Genomic DNA, 14,278 nt, shown 5'->3' on the forward strand with positions numbered 1-14,278 from the left:
CGACGCTAGGTGCGTTCTGCTCGTCGACCCCTACTCTTCTGGCGTGCAGAACAAGCCGACCTACGGGATCCAGTCGGTGGACCACGCGCTGCGGCTCGCGGCGGTTCTCCAGCAGGAGGGTCCGCTGCGGGTCAGCGACGCCGCCGAGCGCCTGGGGGTCGCGCGGTCGACGGCGCACCGGCTGCTCGCGATGCTCGTGTACCGCGACTTCGCCGAGCAGGACGAGGACCGCCGCTACGTCGCCGGCCCGGTGCTGCGCCGGCCGGGCGCGCCCGAACCGGTCGCCGACCTGCGCCGGGCCGCGCTGCCGCACCTGCAGAAGCTGACCGAGCACACCGACGAGACGACGAACCTCGTGGTGGTCGTGGGCGACGAGGCCCGCTTCGTCGCGTCGGTCGAGTGCGACCAGGTCCTGCGCGTCGGCGACCGCGGCGGCCGCGTGCTGCCCGCCCACCTGGCGTCGGGCGGGCGCGCCGTGCTCGCGACGAAGGACGAGACCGAGGTGCGTGCGCTCTATCCCGGCGACGGACCCGTGGACGTCGACACCCTGCTGCGCGACCTGCGACGGACCCGGCGCCAGGGGTTCGCGCTCAACGACCAGCGCACCGAGACCGGGGTGACCGCGATCGGCGCGGCGGTCCCGACGGCGGCGGTGTCGGGCGGGATCTCGATCTCCATGCCGACCGCGCGCTACCGGCGCGCGCGCCTGCCGCAGTGGGCGGGCCTGCTCGGCGACACCGCCCGCCGGATCGCGCAGGATCTCTGACGCGACGCGCTCGCGCGACCACGCCCGGTGACGCAGGAGCAGAACGCAGTTCTTCTGAGCAGAATCTCCCGCCGGACGCACGGGCGGCCGACTACATCTCTCCCCAGAGGAACGTGACCCACGTCGCTCCCGGGAGGGCGCATGAACGAGATCGCGGAGCTGGTGGCCACAGCTTCACGCGTGCTCGCCGCCAACGGCCACGACGACCTCATCTGGGGCCACGCCTCGGTGCGCGACCCCGACGGCGGCGGCGCCTGGCTCAAGACCGCCGAGTGGAGCCTCGGCGAGGTGACCGCCGAGCGGGTGCACCTGGTCGACGGGACCGGAGCGGTGCGCGACGGAGCGGCCGGGCCGGCGAGCCCACGGCACAGCGAGTACCCCATCCACACCGAGATCCTGGCCGCGCGCCCGGACGTCGGCGCCGTCGTCCACACCCACCCGCCGCACGCCGTCGCGCTCGCGGCGTCGGGTCAGTCGCTGCAGCCGGTGAGCCACACAGCGACGATGTTCGTGCCGCCCGAAGTCCCGCGGTTCACCGACACCGCCGACCTCATCCTCACCGCGGAGCTCGGCAAGCGCGTCGCCGCCGAGCTCGGCGAGCACGACGCGCTCTTCCTGGTCAACCACGGCATCGTCACCGTCGGCCCCGACCTCCCGACGGCCGTGGTCACCGCGGTGATCCTCGAGCGCGCCTGCGCCCAGCAGATCCTCACGCGCACCGCGGGCGGCTGGCCGACGTGGTCACCGCCGGAGGAGGCGCTCGCCAAACGCGAGCACATCTACAACCCGACCGCGATCGCGGCGGTGTGGGACCACCTCGTGCGGAGGCTCGACCAGTGACCGGGACCGCGATGCTCATCGGCGGCAAGCTCCGCCCCGCGTCCGACGGCAGCGTCCTCGACGCCCTGAACCCCGCGACCGGCGGGCGGCTCGGCACCATCCCGGACGCAGGAGTCGCCGACGTCGACGACGCCGTCACCGCCGCCGCGACGGCGTTCGCCTCCTGGCGGCGCAGCACGCCCGGCGAGCGCTCCGCGCTGCTCACCACGCTCGCCGACGTCGTCGCCGCCCACGCCGACGAGCTCGCGCGCCTCGACGCCGCGGACAACGGCTCGCTCCTGCGCGAGATGCGCCGCGACGTGGACACGGCGGTCTTCTCCCTGCGCTACTACGCGGGCCTGACGCTCCAGATGCACGGCGACACCGTCCCGAGCGAGCCGGGGACGCTGACGTACTCGGTGCGCCGGCCCTACGGCGTCGTGGGGCGGCTGATCCCCTTCAACCACCCACTGATGTTCGCGGCGTCGAAGATCGCGGCGCCGCTCGCCGCCGGCAACACCGTGGTGGTCAAGCCGAGCGAGCACACCAGTCTCTCCGCCCTGCGCCTCGGCGAGCTCGCCGCCGAGATCGTCCCGCCCGGTGTGCTCAACGTCGTGACGGGCACCGGCGCACGCTGCGGCGACGCCCTCGTCGCGCACCCCGACGTGCGCCGCCTGGCCTTCACCGGCTCCGCGGCCACCGGGCGCGCCATCCAGCGCCGCGCCGCCGAGGTGTCGGTCAAGACCGTGACCCTGGAGCTCGGCGGCAAGAACCCGCTCGTCGTCTTCCCCGACGCCGATCTCGACGTCGCCGTCGCCGCCGCCGTGCGCGGCATGAACTTCACCTGGCAGGGCCAGTCGTGCGGGTCGCTCTCCCGGGTCGTGGTGCACCGCGACATCCACGACGCGTTCGTCGAACGCCTCGCCGCGACGGTCGGTGCCCTGCGTCCCGGCCTGCCCGACGACCCCGACGCCGACACCGGCGCGATCGTCAACGCCGGTCAGCTCGAGAAGGTGCTGTCCTCCGTGCGTCTGGGGCAGGACGAGGGCGCCCGGCTCTGCACCGGCGGCGACCGCGTCACCGACGGCGCGCTCGCCGACGGCCTGTTCGTGCGGCCCGCGGTGTTCGCCGACGTCGACCCCGGATCCCGCCTCGCCCAGGAGGAGATCTTCGGCCCGGTGCTGGCGGTCATGCGGCCCTTCGCCGACGCCGAGGAGGCCCTGCGCATCGCCAACGCGACGAGCCTGGGCCTGACCGCCAGCGTCTTCACCCGCGACCTCGGCACCGCGCACCGTTTCGCCGAGGACATCGAGGCCGGCTACGTCTGGGTCAACGAGGTCGGCCGCCACGTCCCCGGCACGCCCTTCGGCGGCGTCAAGGACAGCGGGATCGGCCGCGAGGAGGACCTCGACGAGCTCTTCTCGTACACCCAGCTCAAGAACGTGCACATCAACTACGGACACCTCTGACCCTGGCGAGGACCGCATGACTGCCCTGACCCCACGGACCGCGACGCGCGCCGACCAACTGCGTGCGGCGAAGCACCCCGTCTACAACGACCGCAAGCTGCACCTCGGCACGTTCTCGACGAACCTGTCCGGCGGCTGCTCGATCTCCACCGTCGAGGGCGCCCTCGAGGCCACCTGGGAGAACACCGCGACGCTCGCGCAGATGGGCGACGAGATGGGGTTCGAGGCCCTCGTGCCGGTCGGGCGCTGGCGGGGCTTCGGCGGTCCGACGAACTTCAACGGCACCGGGTTCGAGTGCTTCACCTGGGCCGCGGGCATCGGGGCCACGACGCGCGACGCCGGCGTGTTCGTCACCTCGCACGTCCCGACGATCCACCCCTTGATGGCCGCGAAGCAGGCCGCGACCGTCGACCACATCACGAACGGACGCGTCGCACTCAACATCGTCACCGGCTGGCACACGCCCGAGATCGAGATGTTCGGGGCGGCCCAGCTCGAGCACGACAGGCGCTACGACATGTCGCAGGAGTGGTTCGACATCGTCAAGCAGCTGTGGACCGCGGAGGAGACGTTCGACTACGACGGCGAGTTCTACCGCGTCGTCGACGCCCGCATCTCACCGCTGCCCGTGCAGTCGCCCCACCCCGTGACGATGAACGCCGGCAGCTCCGCCAAGGGCCGGCACTTCGGCGCCCGCAACTGCGACGTCGTCTTCGCGTCCTCCGACATCAAGAACCAGACCCCGGAGGGCATGAAGGACAAGGTCAACCAGTTCCGTGAGCTGGCCCGCACCGAGTACGGGCGCGAGATCCAGGTGTGGATCAACGCGTACGTGGTGCAGGGCGACACCGAGGCCGACGCGCAGCGGTTCCTGCACCACTACGTCGACGAGCTCGGCGACTGGGAGGCCGCGTCGAACCTCGTCACCTCGCTCGGCGTGAACTCGCAGTCCTACGACCTGTCGACGATCGAGGACATGAAGCGCCACTTCATCGCCGGCTGGGCGGGCTACCCGATCGTCGGCACCGGCGAGCAGATCGTCGGCGCGCTCGGCGACCTGGTCGCGGCCGGGCTCGACGGCATCCTGCTGTCGTTCCCCCGCTACGTGCAGGACATGCGCCGCTTCCAGCAGGAGGTCTACCCGATGATCGTCGAGGCGGGCCTGCGGTGAGCGGTCCGCTGGACAGCGTGCGCGTCGACAGCGTCGGGAGCCTGCTGCGCCCGCCGGCGCTGGGCGAGGCGTTCGCGCGGTGGCGCCGCGGCGAGATCCCGACCGGGACGCTGCACGCGGCGCAGGACGAGGCCGTCCGCGACGTCGTCCGCGCCCAGGAGAAGGTGGGGCTGCCGCTGGTCGTCGACGGCGAGTACCGCCGCTCGACGTTCATGGACGGCTTCGCCGACGTCGCCGGGTACTCGGACCTCGCCGCGAACCTCTGGGCCGCGCACGCACAGCGGACCCTGGACGCTGCCGAGGGCGACCGCGCCGAGGCCCCGTCGGCGTCGAGCGCCACGGTCGCGACCGAGGCCCTGCGGCTGGTCCACAACGTGCCGCGCGAGGAGTTCGCCTACGCGCAGGGCTGCACCGAGGTCCCCGTGAAGACGACCGTCCTCGGGCCCGACCGCGTCTTCCAGACCTTCGACGCCGAGGGCTCGCGCGCGGTCTACCCCGACCCGTGGGCGTTCCTCGCCGACGTCGTCGCCGTCGAGCGCGACATCGTCGCGGGCCTCGTCGACGCGGGCTGCCGGTACGTGCACGTCGACGCGCCGGGGTTCACCGCCTACGTCGACCCGCCCTCGCTGGAGCGCCTGCGGGCCCGCGGTCTGGACCCCGCCGACGTGCTCACCCGCACGCTCGCCGCCGAGAACGCGGTGGTGCGCGACTTCCCCGGCACCACCTTCGGTCTGCACGTGTGCCGCGGCAACGAGCAGGGCCACTGGCACCGCGAGGGGCACTACGACCCGATCGCCGAGCAGGTGTTCTCCGAGCTCGAGCACGACCGGCTCCTGCTCGAGTACGACACCGGGCGCGCCGGGTCCTTCGCCCCGCTGCGCTTCGTGCGTCCGGGCACCACGGTGGTGCTCGGCGTGGTCAGCACGAAGTCGGCGCGGGTCGAGACGGTCGACGAGGTGGTCGCCCGCGTCGAGGAGGCGGCGCAGTACGTGCCGCTCGACCGGCTCGCGATCAGCCCGCAGTGCGGCTTCGCGTCGACGATCGAGGGCAACGACCTGACACCCGAGGAGCAGTGGCGCAAGTTCGAGGTGCTGCTGGAGGCCGCTCAGCGGCTCTGGGCCTGAGCGATCCGCCGGCGGGCCTGGGCGACCAGGCTGCGGGCCGACGCGTGCATCCGCGCGCCGACCTCCTGCGGGGCCTTGCCGGCGCACGCGCGGGCGTGGGTGCCCTCGAGCAGGACGCCGAGCTTGAAGCACGCCATCACCGCGTACCAGGGCACGACGGCCGGGTCGGCGCCGGTGAGCTCGGCGTAGCGCGCGACCAGCTCGTCCTCGCCGGCCAGGCCCTCGAGCGGCGCCCAGCCGAGGTTCGTGCCACTCACAGGCCAGGTGGCGAGCAGCCAGCCGACGTCGAGCAGCGGGTCGGCGACCGTGGCCATCTCCCAGTCGACGATCGCCGTCACGCTCGCGCCGTCGGGGTCGAACAGCACGTTCGCCAGGTGGTAGTCGCCGTGCGCGAGCGCGGGCGGGCCGGACTCGGGGCGGTGGCGCTCGAGCCAGTCGCTGACGTCGGCGGTGTCGTCGCCGAAGCCGGGGTAGCCCTCGACCTCGCCGTAGCGGGCGAGCTCGTCGCGCCAGCGCGGCACCTGGCGCGCGAGGAATCCCTGCGGCTTCCCGACGTCGCCCAGCCCGACGGCGTCGACGTCGACGGCGTGCAGGGCGGCGAGCGCGTCGACCATCGCCGGTCCCAGCCCGTGGCGCAGGCGCGCGTCGGCCTCCTGCGCGGGCGAGACCCCGGTCGCGACGTTGACGCCCGGCGCCTCGGCCATCGCGTAGACCACGCGACCCGGCAGCACCCCGTCGGCGGGGGCGGCGGCGAGCAGCTGCGGGTGCGGGACGTCGGTCGTCGCCAGCGCGCCGAGCACGCGGATCTCCCGCTCGATCGCCGCGTTGCTGCCCTGACGCAGATGGCGGGGCCCGCTGCGCACGACGACGCGCCGGTCGGGGGCCACCGCGCGCACCATGAGGTTCTGCGTGCCGCCGGCCAGCGGCTCGAAGGTCCAGGGCCCGTCGCCGAGACCGGCGGACGACAGCCACGCGACGACGGCGTCGGTCTCCTCGCGTGCCAGCATGCGTCCATCATCACCGACTCCACCGGCCCGGGGGCGCACATGGGCGACGACAGGTTCGCCGGGAAGGTCGTCGTCGTCACCGGCGGCAGCCGCGGCATGGGCCGGGCGATGGTGCGGGCGTTCGCCGCCGAGGGCGGGTCGGTGGTGGTGGCGAGCCGCAAGCTCGACGCGTGCCAGCAGCTGGCCGCCGAGGTCGAGGACCGGCACGGCGTCGGAGCGCTGCCGGTGGCCTGCAACGTCTCGAGCTGGGACGACTGCGACGCGCTGGTGGCCGCCGTGGACGAGGCGTTCGGCCGGGTCGACGTGCTGGTCAACAACGCCGGGCTTTCGCCGCTCTACCCGGCCCTGGACGAGGTGTCCGAGGGTCTGTTCGACAAGGTCCTGGGTGTGAACCTCAAGGGCCCGTTCCGCCTGTCGGCCGCGTTCGGGACGCGGATGGTGGCGGCCGGCGGCGGCGCGATCGTCAACATCAGCTCGATCGCGGCGATCCGGCCCGGGCCCTCCGAACTGCCGTACGCGATGGCCAAGGCCGGGCTCAACACGCTCACCGAGGGCCTGGCGCAGGCCTTCGGCCCGGCGGTGCGGGTCAACGCCGTGCAGGCCGGCCCGTTCCGCACCGACATCTCGACGGCGTGGACCCCGGAGGCCGTCGGGGCCTTCGAGCGCACCACGGCGCTGGGTCGGATCGGCGAGCCCGAGGAGGTCGTGCCGGCGGTGCTGTACCTCGCGTCGGACGATGCGTCGTTCACCACCGGCGCGGTGCTGCGCGTGGACGGCGGGATGCCCTGAGCCGCTAGCGTTGTCGCCCGTGCCACCCTCCCGCGCCCGCCTCGTGGCCGTCGCCGTCGACACCCGCGAACCGGAGGCGCTGGCCTGGTTCTGGTCCGCCGCCCTGGGCTCGTCGGTGGTGCGCCGCTGGGACGACGCGCACGGCACGTCCTACGTCGAGGTCGCGCTCGCCGGCGAGGTCGTCCTGCTGTTCCAGCACGTCGCGGGGCGCAAGGCAGGCAAGAACCGGCTGCACCTCGACCTCGCCGCGCCCGGCGAGCAGCAGGCCGAGGTCGAGCGGCTCGTCGGGCTCGGCGCGCGGGTGATCGACGAAGCGCCCGAGCACCCGTGGGTCGTGCTCGCCGACCCCGAGGGCAACGAGTTCTGCGTCCTGCCTCCTCGCTGACCAGGCGTCGACCGCGTCGGCGGCATCCGCCCGACCGGGCGGATGCCGCCGACGAGTGAACGTGTGGTTTCCGTGAGAACCGATCGGGCACCACGGCAGCTCACGACGATTGAGGAGTGACGGGATGCCTCCAGCGCCCTCCGGCGGCGGGTTCAACGTGCTGCAGAGCCTGCAGAACGCGTTCACCACGCTGCTGAACTACGTGCCCAACATCATCGGGGCCCTCCTGGTCCTGGTCATCGGCTACATCATCGCCCGGCTGATCCGCGCCGGGATCAGCAAACTGCTGCGCAAGGTCCGCGTCGACGAGAAGCTCACCCACGGCAAGGGCGGTGAGTACGTCTCGCGGTTCTCTCCGCAGGGGAAGCCCTCCCAGCTCGTCGGGCTGGTCGTGCAGTGGGTCCTGATGGTCTTCGTGATCGTCTCCGCGGTCGGGACGCTGAACATCCCCGCGGTCACCGGGTTCGTGAACCTGGTCCTGGCCTACCTGCCCAACGTGCTCGCCGCGCTGCTGATCTTCCTGGTGGCCGCCGCGATCGCCGCCGCCGTCGGCGGCCTGGTGCACCGCACCATGGGCGACACCCCGACCGGCCGCGTCGCCCGCTCGGCGGCGCCGACGCTGGTCATGGCGATCGCCGTGTTCATGATCCTCAACCAGCTCGGGATCGCCGAGACGATCGTGAACGCCACCTACATCGCCCTGATCGGCGCGGTCGCACTGGGCTCGGCGCTGGCCTTCGGCCTCGGCGGCCGCGACGCGGCCGCAGACCTGATCAACTCCGGGTACCGCAAGGCCCAGCAGCAGTCCGACCAGGTCCAGCGCGACCTCCGGACCGGTCGTGAGCGGGCCGAGGCCGACGCCCGCGCGTACGCGCCGAACTCCGCCGGCAACGGCGGGGCGCACGAGGCGACGGCCCAGTACGCCGCCCCGCCGACCGCGCCCACGCCGCCGGAGGGCGTGCCCGCCGCCCCGCCGCGCTGATGTGCCCTCCGGGCATGTGAGCAGAATCAGTGCTCGGGCACCGACTCTGCTCACATGCCGGAGGCACCCCAGCGCGAGGCGACGATCGCGGCCTGGGTGCGGGAGCGGAGATCAAGCTTCGCGAGCACCCGCGAGACGTGGGTCTTCACGGTCGCCTCGGAGAGGTACAGGCGCCGCCCGATCTCCTGGTTGGACAGGCCCTCGCCGAGCTCGGCGAACACGTCGCGCTCGCGGTCGGTCAGCGCGTCCAGGCCGGGCGGCGCCTCGCCGGCCGGTTCCGCGGACACCGCCGCCGCGATCACCCGCGGCGTGACGCCGGGCTCGAGCACGCCCTCCCCCGCCGCGACGCGCCGCACGCCGTCGACGAGGCGCGCGGCGTCGACCGACTTGAGCAGGAAGCCCGCCGCGCCCGCCCGCAGCGCGGCGAACACGTACTCGTCGTGGTCGAAGGTCGTGAGCACGAGCACCGCGCACACGCCGTCGGCGACCAGCTCGCGGGTGGCGGTGATGCCGTCGGTGGTGGGCATGCGCACGTCCATGAGCACGACGTCGGGGCGCAGGTCGCGGGCCCGCCGCACCGCCGCGTCACCGTCGCCCGCCTCGCCGACCACCTCCACGTCCGCGGCGGCGGAGAGGATCATGACCAGCCCAGTGCGGACGGCCTCGTGGTCGTCGGCGACGAGCACGCGCACGGTCATCGCGGTGTCCCCGCGGGCACCCCGACGGGCAGCCGCGCGACCACCCGCCAGCGCCCACCGTCCGGGCCGGCGCTCGCCGACCCGCCGACCGCCTCGGCCCGCACGTGCATCCCCTCCAGCCCGCTGCCCGTCCCCGGGTCCGTCGACGCCCCGGCCGGCAGCGTGTTGATCACCTCGAGCACGAGCTCGCCGTCCTCGCGGGCGAGCCGGAGGGTCACGTCGGCACCCGGCGCGTGCCGGCCGACGTTCGTCAACGCCTCCTGCGCGATCCGGTACACGGTCAGGCCCACGGGGGCGGGGATCCCCCCGAGGACACCGCGGTCACCGAGGTCCGCGGTGACCGACAGCCCGCCGACCCGCGCCGACTCGACCAGCCGGGGCAGGTCCGCGAGCCGGGCCGGTGACTCGCGGGCCTCGCCCTCCGAGGTGCCGTCGCGGTCGTCGTCCCGGCGCAGCACCTCGATCAGCGACCGCATCTCCTCCAGCGCGCGCACGCTGTTCTCGCGCACCGAGGAGAGGACCCGCTCGCGCAACTCGCCGCCGGCCGGCGTCGCTGCGTCCGCCCCGAGCGCCGCCTGGGACTGCAGGGCGATGGCCGAGAGGTGCCCGGCGACCGAGTCGTGCAGGTCCCGGGCCACCCGGGCGCGCTCGGCGGTCACCGCGCGGCGCCGGTCGAGCTCGGCGATCCGGGCGGCCTGCGCGGCCTCCCGGCGGGCGGCGGCGGCGTCCTCGGTCGGGCGGCGGACTTCGTGTCCCCAGGACACGGGCAACAGGAGCACCGCGCTCGCGGTCAGCACCGTCGTCACCGTCTCGCGGGCGTCCCCGCTGGTGACCAGGACGGCGAGGACCAGCGCCCCGAAGACCCCGAATGCCGCCGTCCGCACGTGGGCGCTCGCGGCGGGCGACCCGTGCAGGGCGACGCAGTAGAGCAGGTCGGCGAGGATCAGCGCGGTCGCCAGCGACGGCCCGAAGGCGACGTCCACCGCGACGAACGGGACGGCCAGCCCGAGCGCGAGCACCGGGCGGCGGGTGCGCAGCACGACCGTCGCCGCGGCGGCCAGCCCGACGCCGAGGCGCAGGCCCGGGGGCGCCGGGGCGAGGACCACGAACCCGAGCGGCCACACGGCGACCGTGAGCACCACGAGCGCGGCGTACACGCCCGCGATCCCGCCGTCCCACCACCAGGGACGGGGGGTCTCGGTGCGGATCCTCGTCAGCACCGACCCATCCCACCACGCCGCAGGACGTGTCCGGGTCCGTCGAGAGTCGCCGTCGGGGCGCGGGACGTGCCACGAAAGGATGACCTCGCCGGGGCCGCCGGACCGACGCGGACCGGCGGCGCGACACCGCAGGATCGTGATCATGACATCTGCGGTGGTCACGTCGCCCGCGTTCGTCGCGCTGATCGTCGGCGAGGTCCTGTTCTGGGTGCTGATCGTGGGCGGGCTCGCCGCCCGCTACCTGCTGCGCCGGCGTCGGCTCGGTGCCGTGCTCCTGGCGTCGACCGTGCTCGTCGACCTCGGCATCCTCGCCACGGCGGTGGTCGACATCCGCTCCGGCGGGGCGGCGACGTTCGCGCACGGGCTCGCCGCGATCTACATCGGGTTCTCGGTCGCCTTCGGGCCGGTGATCGTGCGGTGGGCCGACGTGCGGGCCGCGCACCGCTGGGCGGGCGGACCCGCCCCGGTGCCGGTGCCGCGGCGCGGCCCGGAGCGGGCCCACCACGAGTGGGACCGCTTCGGGCGCTGGGTGGTGGCCGCGGTGATCTGCTCGGCCGTGCTCGGCCTGGTGCACCTGCTCGCCGGCCCCGGCACCGACCTCACCGCCCTCACCCCCTGGTTCGGGCGGCTCGGGATCGTGACCGGGATCTGGTTCGTCACCGGCCCGGCGCGCTTCCTGACGACCTCGAGTGCGGCGTGCCTTCCTCCGCGTAGTAGCGAGTCAGAGGCGTCGATAGCGAGCGATCCCCGTCAGCGGCGGCGACTGAGCGCAGGAGGTACTTGTAGCCATCGCCGGCACTCATGACCCGCATCGAGACCGTCATGCGCAGTAGGTGAGCGACCATCGCGCGCGCTGCTTTGCCGTCGTTGCGAGCATGCTGTGTTTGGTCGATCTTGGTCGTGAGGCCGCACAGAGCACGTGAAGGACGGTCGACGCGAGATGATGGAGGCATGTCGTCTCCCTCGGTGTTACTGACCGGATTGCTTTCCGGTAGCTCGGTGTGGAAGCGCGTCATCGACGGCGAGTCAGGCGCGATTGTGCTGCGTCACGTGTCCGAGGAATGGTTCGCCAAGGTGGTCCCCGCCGTCGATGCGAGCACGCTAGAGGATGAGCGTGATCGGATCGAGTGGCTGGCCGGCACCGGAGTCCCCGGCCCCAGCGTGCTCGACTGGCGCACCACCGAGCACGGAGCCTGCCTCGTCACCACCGCAGTTGCGGGCGTCCCGGGTGACCGGCTCGACCCGGCCCAGCTCGCGCAGGCTTGGCCGTCGATCACCGACACCCTGGTCCGGCTGCACAGCATCCCCGCCGGCACGTGCCCGTACGGCAGGACGCTGGACGAGATGATGGCGCTGGCCCGCGCGACCGTCGCTGAGAACCGGGTCCACCCCGAGTTCTTGCCCCGGCACCTCATCGAGACCCCACCGGCCGTGATCCTCGAAGGCTTGGAACGCGACCTCCCGTCCCGCCAGGAACAAGAGGACGCCGACAGGGTGGTCTGCCACGGAGACTTCTGCCTTCCCAACATCCTCATCGACCCCGATACCTCGCACGTGGCCGGGCTCATCGACCTCGGCCGGCTCGGACAGGCAGACCCGTACGCCGACATTGCACTCCTGCTGGCGAACGCCCGCGAGACCTGGCCCAACGAAGACACCGTCCAACGAGCGGATCACGGCTTCGCCTCCCGGTACGGCATCACCCTCGACCCCGATCGCCTGGACTTCTACCTCCGACTCGATCCGCTGACCTGGTAGACCATGCTCGGCGTACGCTGAATCCGCAGAAAGAAGCCGATCAAGACCGGACTACTCTTGCTCCCCCACGGCGTGCCTTCCTCCGCGTAGTAGCGAGTCAGAGGCGTCGAAAGCGAGCGGTCGGCGTCCGCGGCCGCGACCGCGCGTAGAAGGTACTTGTAGCCGTCACCGGCGCTCATCACCCGCATCGAGACCGTCATGCTCGAAAGGTGCTGACTTTCGGTCAGAACTGCGCCGTCGAGCAGGTCGAACGCGACAACCAATGGCGCTGGCGGCCTTCTTTGTAGAGTGGAGGTGTGCTTCCTGTCGTCTGGCTGCTCGGAACCTCGGGGGTGGGAAAGTCCACCACGGGGTACCGGATGCTGTCCGAATTCCACGCGGCCGGGGTGAAGGCGGCGTTCGTGGACGCCGACCAGCTCCGCCTCGCCTCCGGGATTGCCGCCGTGGAAACCGAACTCATCGCTTCCGCGCTGCCCGCCCTCAGCCGCGGCTATCAGACGCACGGCGCGCAGGTGCTGATCGTGGCCGGTCTCGCGGCCGACATCGATCACCTGACTCGACTACTACCGGGTGTTCCCAGTGACCGGGTACTGACCGTCCACCTGGATGCAGACGGTGACACGATTCGTGAACGGGTGTACCGCCGCGGTTGGCTGGTCGACCTCGCCGACGACGCCGTGGCATATGCCACGCAGATTGACCCCGACCTAGCCGATCTTCATGTGGACACGACCGGCCGGACTCCGAGCGATCTTGCGGCACAGGTCGCCGAGGCTGCGCTGGCACACGTTGAGCGGACGGTCTCCGAGGGCTCCGATGTCCTGGCTGCAGACGATGAGGCTTCCCTGCCGCGACGTGTTGTCGTGCTCACTGGTCCGGGAGGCGTCGGCGTGTCCACGACGGGCTATCAGACCTTCACTCAGCTCGCGCACGCCGGTGAGCCGGTGGGCTACCTCGACGCCCACCAACTCGGGCTCCTGGGAACCGATACCCGCGGCGATGGGCTCGCGTCGCTACGAGCCGACAATGCCCGCGCGGTCGCGAGCACCCTGGCCGGTGGCGGCGCGGAAACCGTCGTGATGAGCGGGGACGCCCAAACCACGCAGTTGCTCGCCGGCGCCTGGGGTATGAGAGGATAGTTGCGTCGCTTCCGGGAGCGTCGCGGCGGTCAGAACAACGAGCGATCCCCGTCCGCGGCGGCGACCGAGCGCAGCAGGTACTTGTAGCCGTCACCGGCGCTCATCACCCGCATCGACACCGTCATACCGAGCAGGTGAGCCGCAGTCCTCGACCCCCGAACGCATGGGCCCGACGCCTGGCCCCCGGTCGGAGGTGTCAGTTGGTCCGGCTGTCTGCCAGACCAAGGAGAAAGCGGTCGCTTGCCATCGCGTCTCCCACAGCCCGAACCGTGTCAGCCGGTTCATGATCCGTCGTGTCAATCACATGCGACTCCAACGCTCCCAGGTCGGAGAACTGAGCCCACAGCGACACGACCGGTTCCTCGTCCACCAGCGCGTCGGCTGCCGTCCTCGCCTGCGCACGACGCACAGTTTCATCGCGGGCAGGACGCAGCACCACATAGTGCAGACGAGGCAGATCGCCGTCGCCGAGGCCGCGGAAGTGGCCGAGCATCCACGGCCCGACGATGCCGTCGATGAGGGTCGTATACCCGCCGGCCGCGTAGGTGAACGCCGCCTGCTGGACAACGCGCATCACGACCTGGTTCTGCGTGTCGGACTCGGGAAGATACGGTGGGATCGCGCCCGAGGCGATGTAGTGCCAGAAGTCATCGGTGTGCAGATGCACCGAGCGCGGGTGCGTCTTCGCCAGTGCGCGAGCCGTGGTCGACTTCCCGGCGCCGGGCGGGCCAGTGAGGATGACGACATCGGAACTCATAGATTCCACGCTAAGCCTCCGTAGACTGGAGACGCAGAAACAAGCTGCTTAAGACCGCGCTACCTTTGCGGCTCCACTGGCCCCCGAGTCATCGTGAGCAGGATGCGGCCGGACCGCGTCCCGGCGGGTAGACCTCGAGCTGCGTCGCGTGGCCGCGCGGAAGGACGAGCGCGGGTCCGGCCGCACGACTCCAT

The 14,278-nt window shown here is 72.4% G+C and carries 15 protein-coding genes; 11 read left to right on the top strand and 4 right to left on the bottom strand.

Translation table 11 applies throughout. From position 1 onward, the window contains the following. Nucleotides 1-43 precede the first annotated feature (43 nt). From AC2A1K_RS26840 to AC2A1K_RS26860, 5 genes are all read left to right on the top strand, one after another. Complete coding sequence (locus tag AC2A1K_RS26840; RefSeq protein ID WP_483899402.1) at nt 44-766, top strand: IclR family transcriptional regulator; 723 nt, start codon at nt 44-46, stop codon at nt 764-766. A gap of 141 nt (nt 767-907) precedes the next feature. Continuing rightward, nucleotides 908-1,606, top strand: a complete 699-nt coding sequence (locus AC2A1K_RS26845; RefSeq protein ID WP_483899403.1) for a class II aldolase/adducin family protein — start codon at nt 908-910, stop codon at nt 1,604-1,606. Further along, entirely contained in the window at nt 1,603-3,054 is a 1,452-nt protein-coding gene (locus AC2A1K_RS26850) for an aldehyde dehydrogenase family protein (protein WP_483899404.1), read from the top strand. The genes AC2A1K_RS26845 and AC2A1K_RS26850 overlap by 4 nt, the downstream gene beginning before the upstream one ends. A 16-nt stretch (nt 3,055-3,070) precedes the next feature. Beyond that, complete coding sequence (locus tag AC2A1K_RS26855) at nt 3,071-4,225, top strand: LLM class flavin-dependent oxidoreductase (RefSeq protein ID WP_483899405.1); 1,155 nt, start codon at nt 3,071-3,073, stop codon at nt 4,223-4,225. Further along, nucleotides 4,222-5,349, top strand: coding sequence for a uroporphyrinogen decarboxylase/cobalamine-independent methonine synthase family protein (locus AC2A1K_RS26860; protein WP_483899406.1), 1,128 nt, complete (start codon nt 4,222-4,224; stop codon nt 5,347-5,349). The genes AC2A1K_RS26855 and AC2A1K_RS26860 overlap by 4 nt, the downstream gene beginning before the upstream one ends. Here AC2A1K_RS26860 and AC2A1K_RS26865 read toward each other — a convergent pair. Beyond that, on the bottom strand, nt 5,331-6,356 hold the full coding sequence (locus tag AC2A1K_RS26865) for a phosphotransferase family protein (protein WP_483899407.1): 1,026 nt from the start codon (nt 6,354-6,356) through the stop codon (nt 5,331-5,333). The two genes, AC2A1K_RS26860 and AC2A1K_RS26865, sit on opposite strands and share 19 nt — an antisense overlap. Before the next feature lie 39 nt (nt 6,357-6,395). Here AC2A1K_RS26865 and AC2A1K_RS26870 point away from each other — a divergent pair, with 39 nt between their 5' ends. The 3 genes from AC2A1K_RS26870 (at nt 6,396) to AC2A1K_RS26880 (ending at nt 8,512) form a co-directional block, all read left to right on the top strand. Further along, on the top strand, nt 6,396-7,145 hold the full coding sequence (locus AC2A1K_RS26870) for an SDR family NAD(P)-dependent oxidoreductase (protein WP_483899408.1): 750 nt from the start codon (nt 6,396-6,398) through the stop codon (nt 7,143-7,145). 19 nt (nt 7,146-7,164) lie between these two features. After that, on the top strand, nt 7,165-7,530 hold the full coding sequence (locus AC2A1K_RS26875) for a VOC family protein (protein WP_483899409.1): 366 nt from the start codon (nt 7,165-7,167) through the stop codon (nt 7,528-7,530). Nucleotides 7,531-7,654: 124 nt separating this feature from the next. Continuing rightward, nucleotides 7,655-8,512: a mechanosensitive ion channel family protein gene (locus AC2A1K_RS26880; protein ID WP_483899410.1), complete on the top strand. Its 858-nt coding sequence runs from the start codon at nt 7,655-7,657 to the stop codon at nt 8,510-8,512. A 50-nt stretch (nt 8,513-8,562) separates the two neighbouring features. On the opposite strand, the gene AC2A1K_RS26885 is transcribed toward AC2A1K_RS26880, so the two are convergent. Then, nucleotides 8,563-9,210: a response regulator gene (locus tag AC2A1K_RS26885; protein WP_483899411.1), complete on the bottom strand. Its 648-nt coding sequence runs from the start codon at nt 9,208-9,210 to the stop codon at nt 8,563-8,565. Continuing rightward, entirely contained in the window at nt 9,207-10,430 is a 1,224-nt protein-coding gene (locus AC2A1K_RS26890; protein WP_483899412.1) for a sensor histidine kinase, read from the bottom strand. Before AC2A1K_RS26890 ends, AC2A1K_RS26885 begins: the two co-directional genes overlap by 4 nt. A 142-nt stretch (nt 10,431-10,572) precedes the next feature. Here AC2A1K_RS26890 and AC2A1K_RS26895 point away from each other — a divergent pair, with 142 nt between their 5' ends. From AC2A1K_RS26895 to AC2A1K_RS26905, 3 genes are all read left to right on the top strand, one after another. After that, nucleotides 10,573-11,235 carry a hypothetical protein gene (locus AC2A1K_RS26895; RefSeq protein ID WP_483899413.1) on the top strand — a complete coding sequence of 221 codons (663 nt, stop codon included), beginning with the start codon at nt 10,573-10,575 and terminating at the stop codon, nt 11,233-11,235. A gap of 146 nt (nt 11,236-11,381) precedes the next feature. Continuing rightward, nucleotides 11,382-12,188 carry an APH(3'') family aminoglycoside O-phosphotransferase gene (locus AC2A1K_RS26900; RefSeq protein ID WP_483899414.1) on the top strand — a complete coding sequence of 269 codons (807 nt, stop codon included), beginning with the start codon at nt 11,382-11,384 and terminating at the stop codon, nt 12,186-12,188. Between the two features lie 296 nt (nt 12,189-12,484). Next, nucleotides 12,485-13,327: a hypothetical protein gene (locus AC2A1K_RS26905; protein WP_483899415.1), complete on the top strand. Its 843-nt coding sequence runs from the start codon at nt 12,485-12,487 to the stop codon at nt 13,325-13,327. Between the two features lie 196 nt (nt 13,328-13,523). Here AC2A1K_RS26905 and AC2A1K_RS26910 read toward each other — a convergent pair whose 3' ends face one another. Then, a complete protein-coding gene (locus AC2A1K_RS26910; RefSeq protein WP_483899416.1) occupies nt 13,524-14,084 on the bottom strand; it encodes an AAA family ATPase in 561 nt (186 codons plus the stop codon). Between the last annotated feature and the right edge of the window lie 194 nt (nt 14,085-14,278).

It is taken from the genome of Actinomycetospora sp. 2LY8.5 (assembly GCF_057180585.1).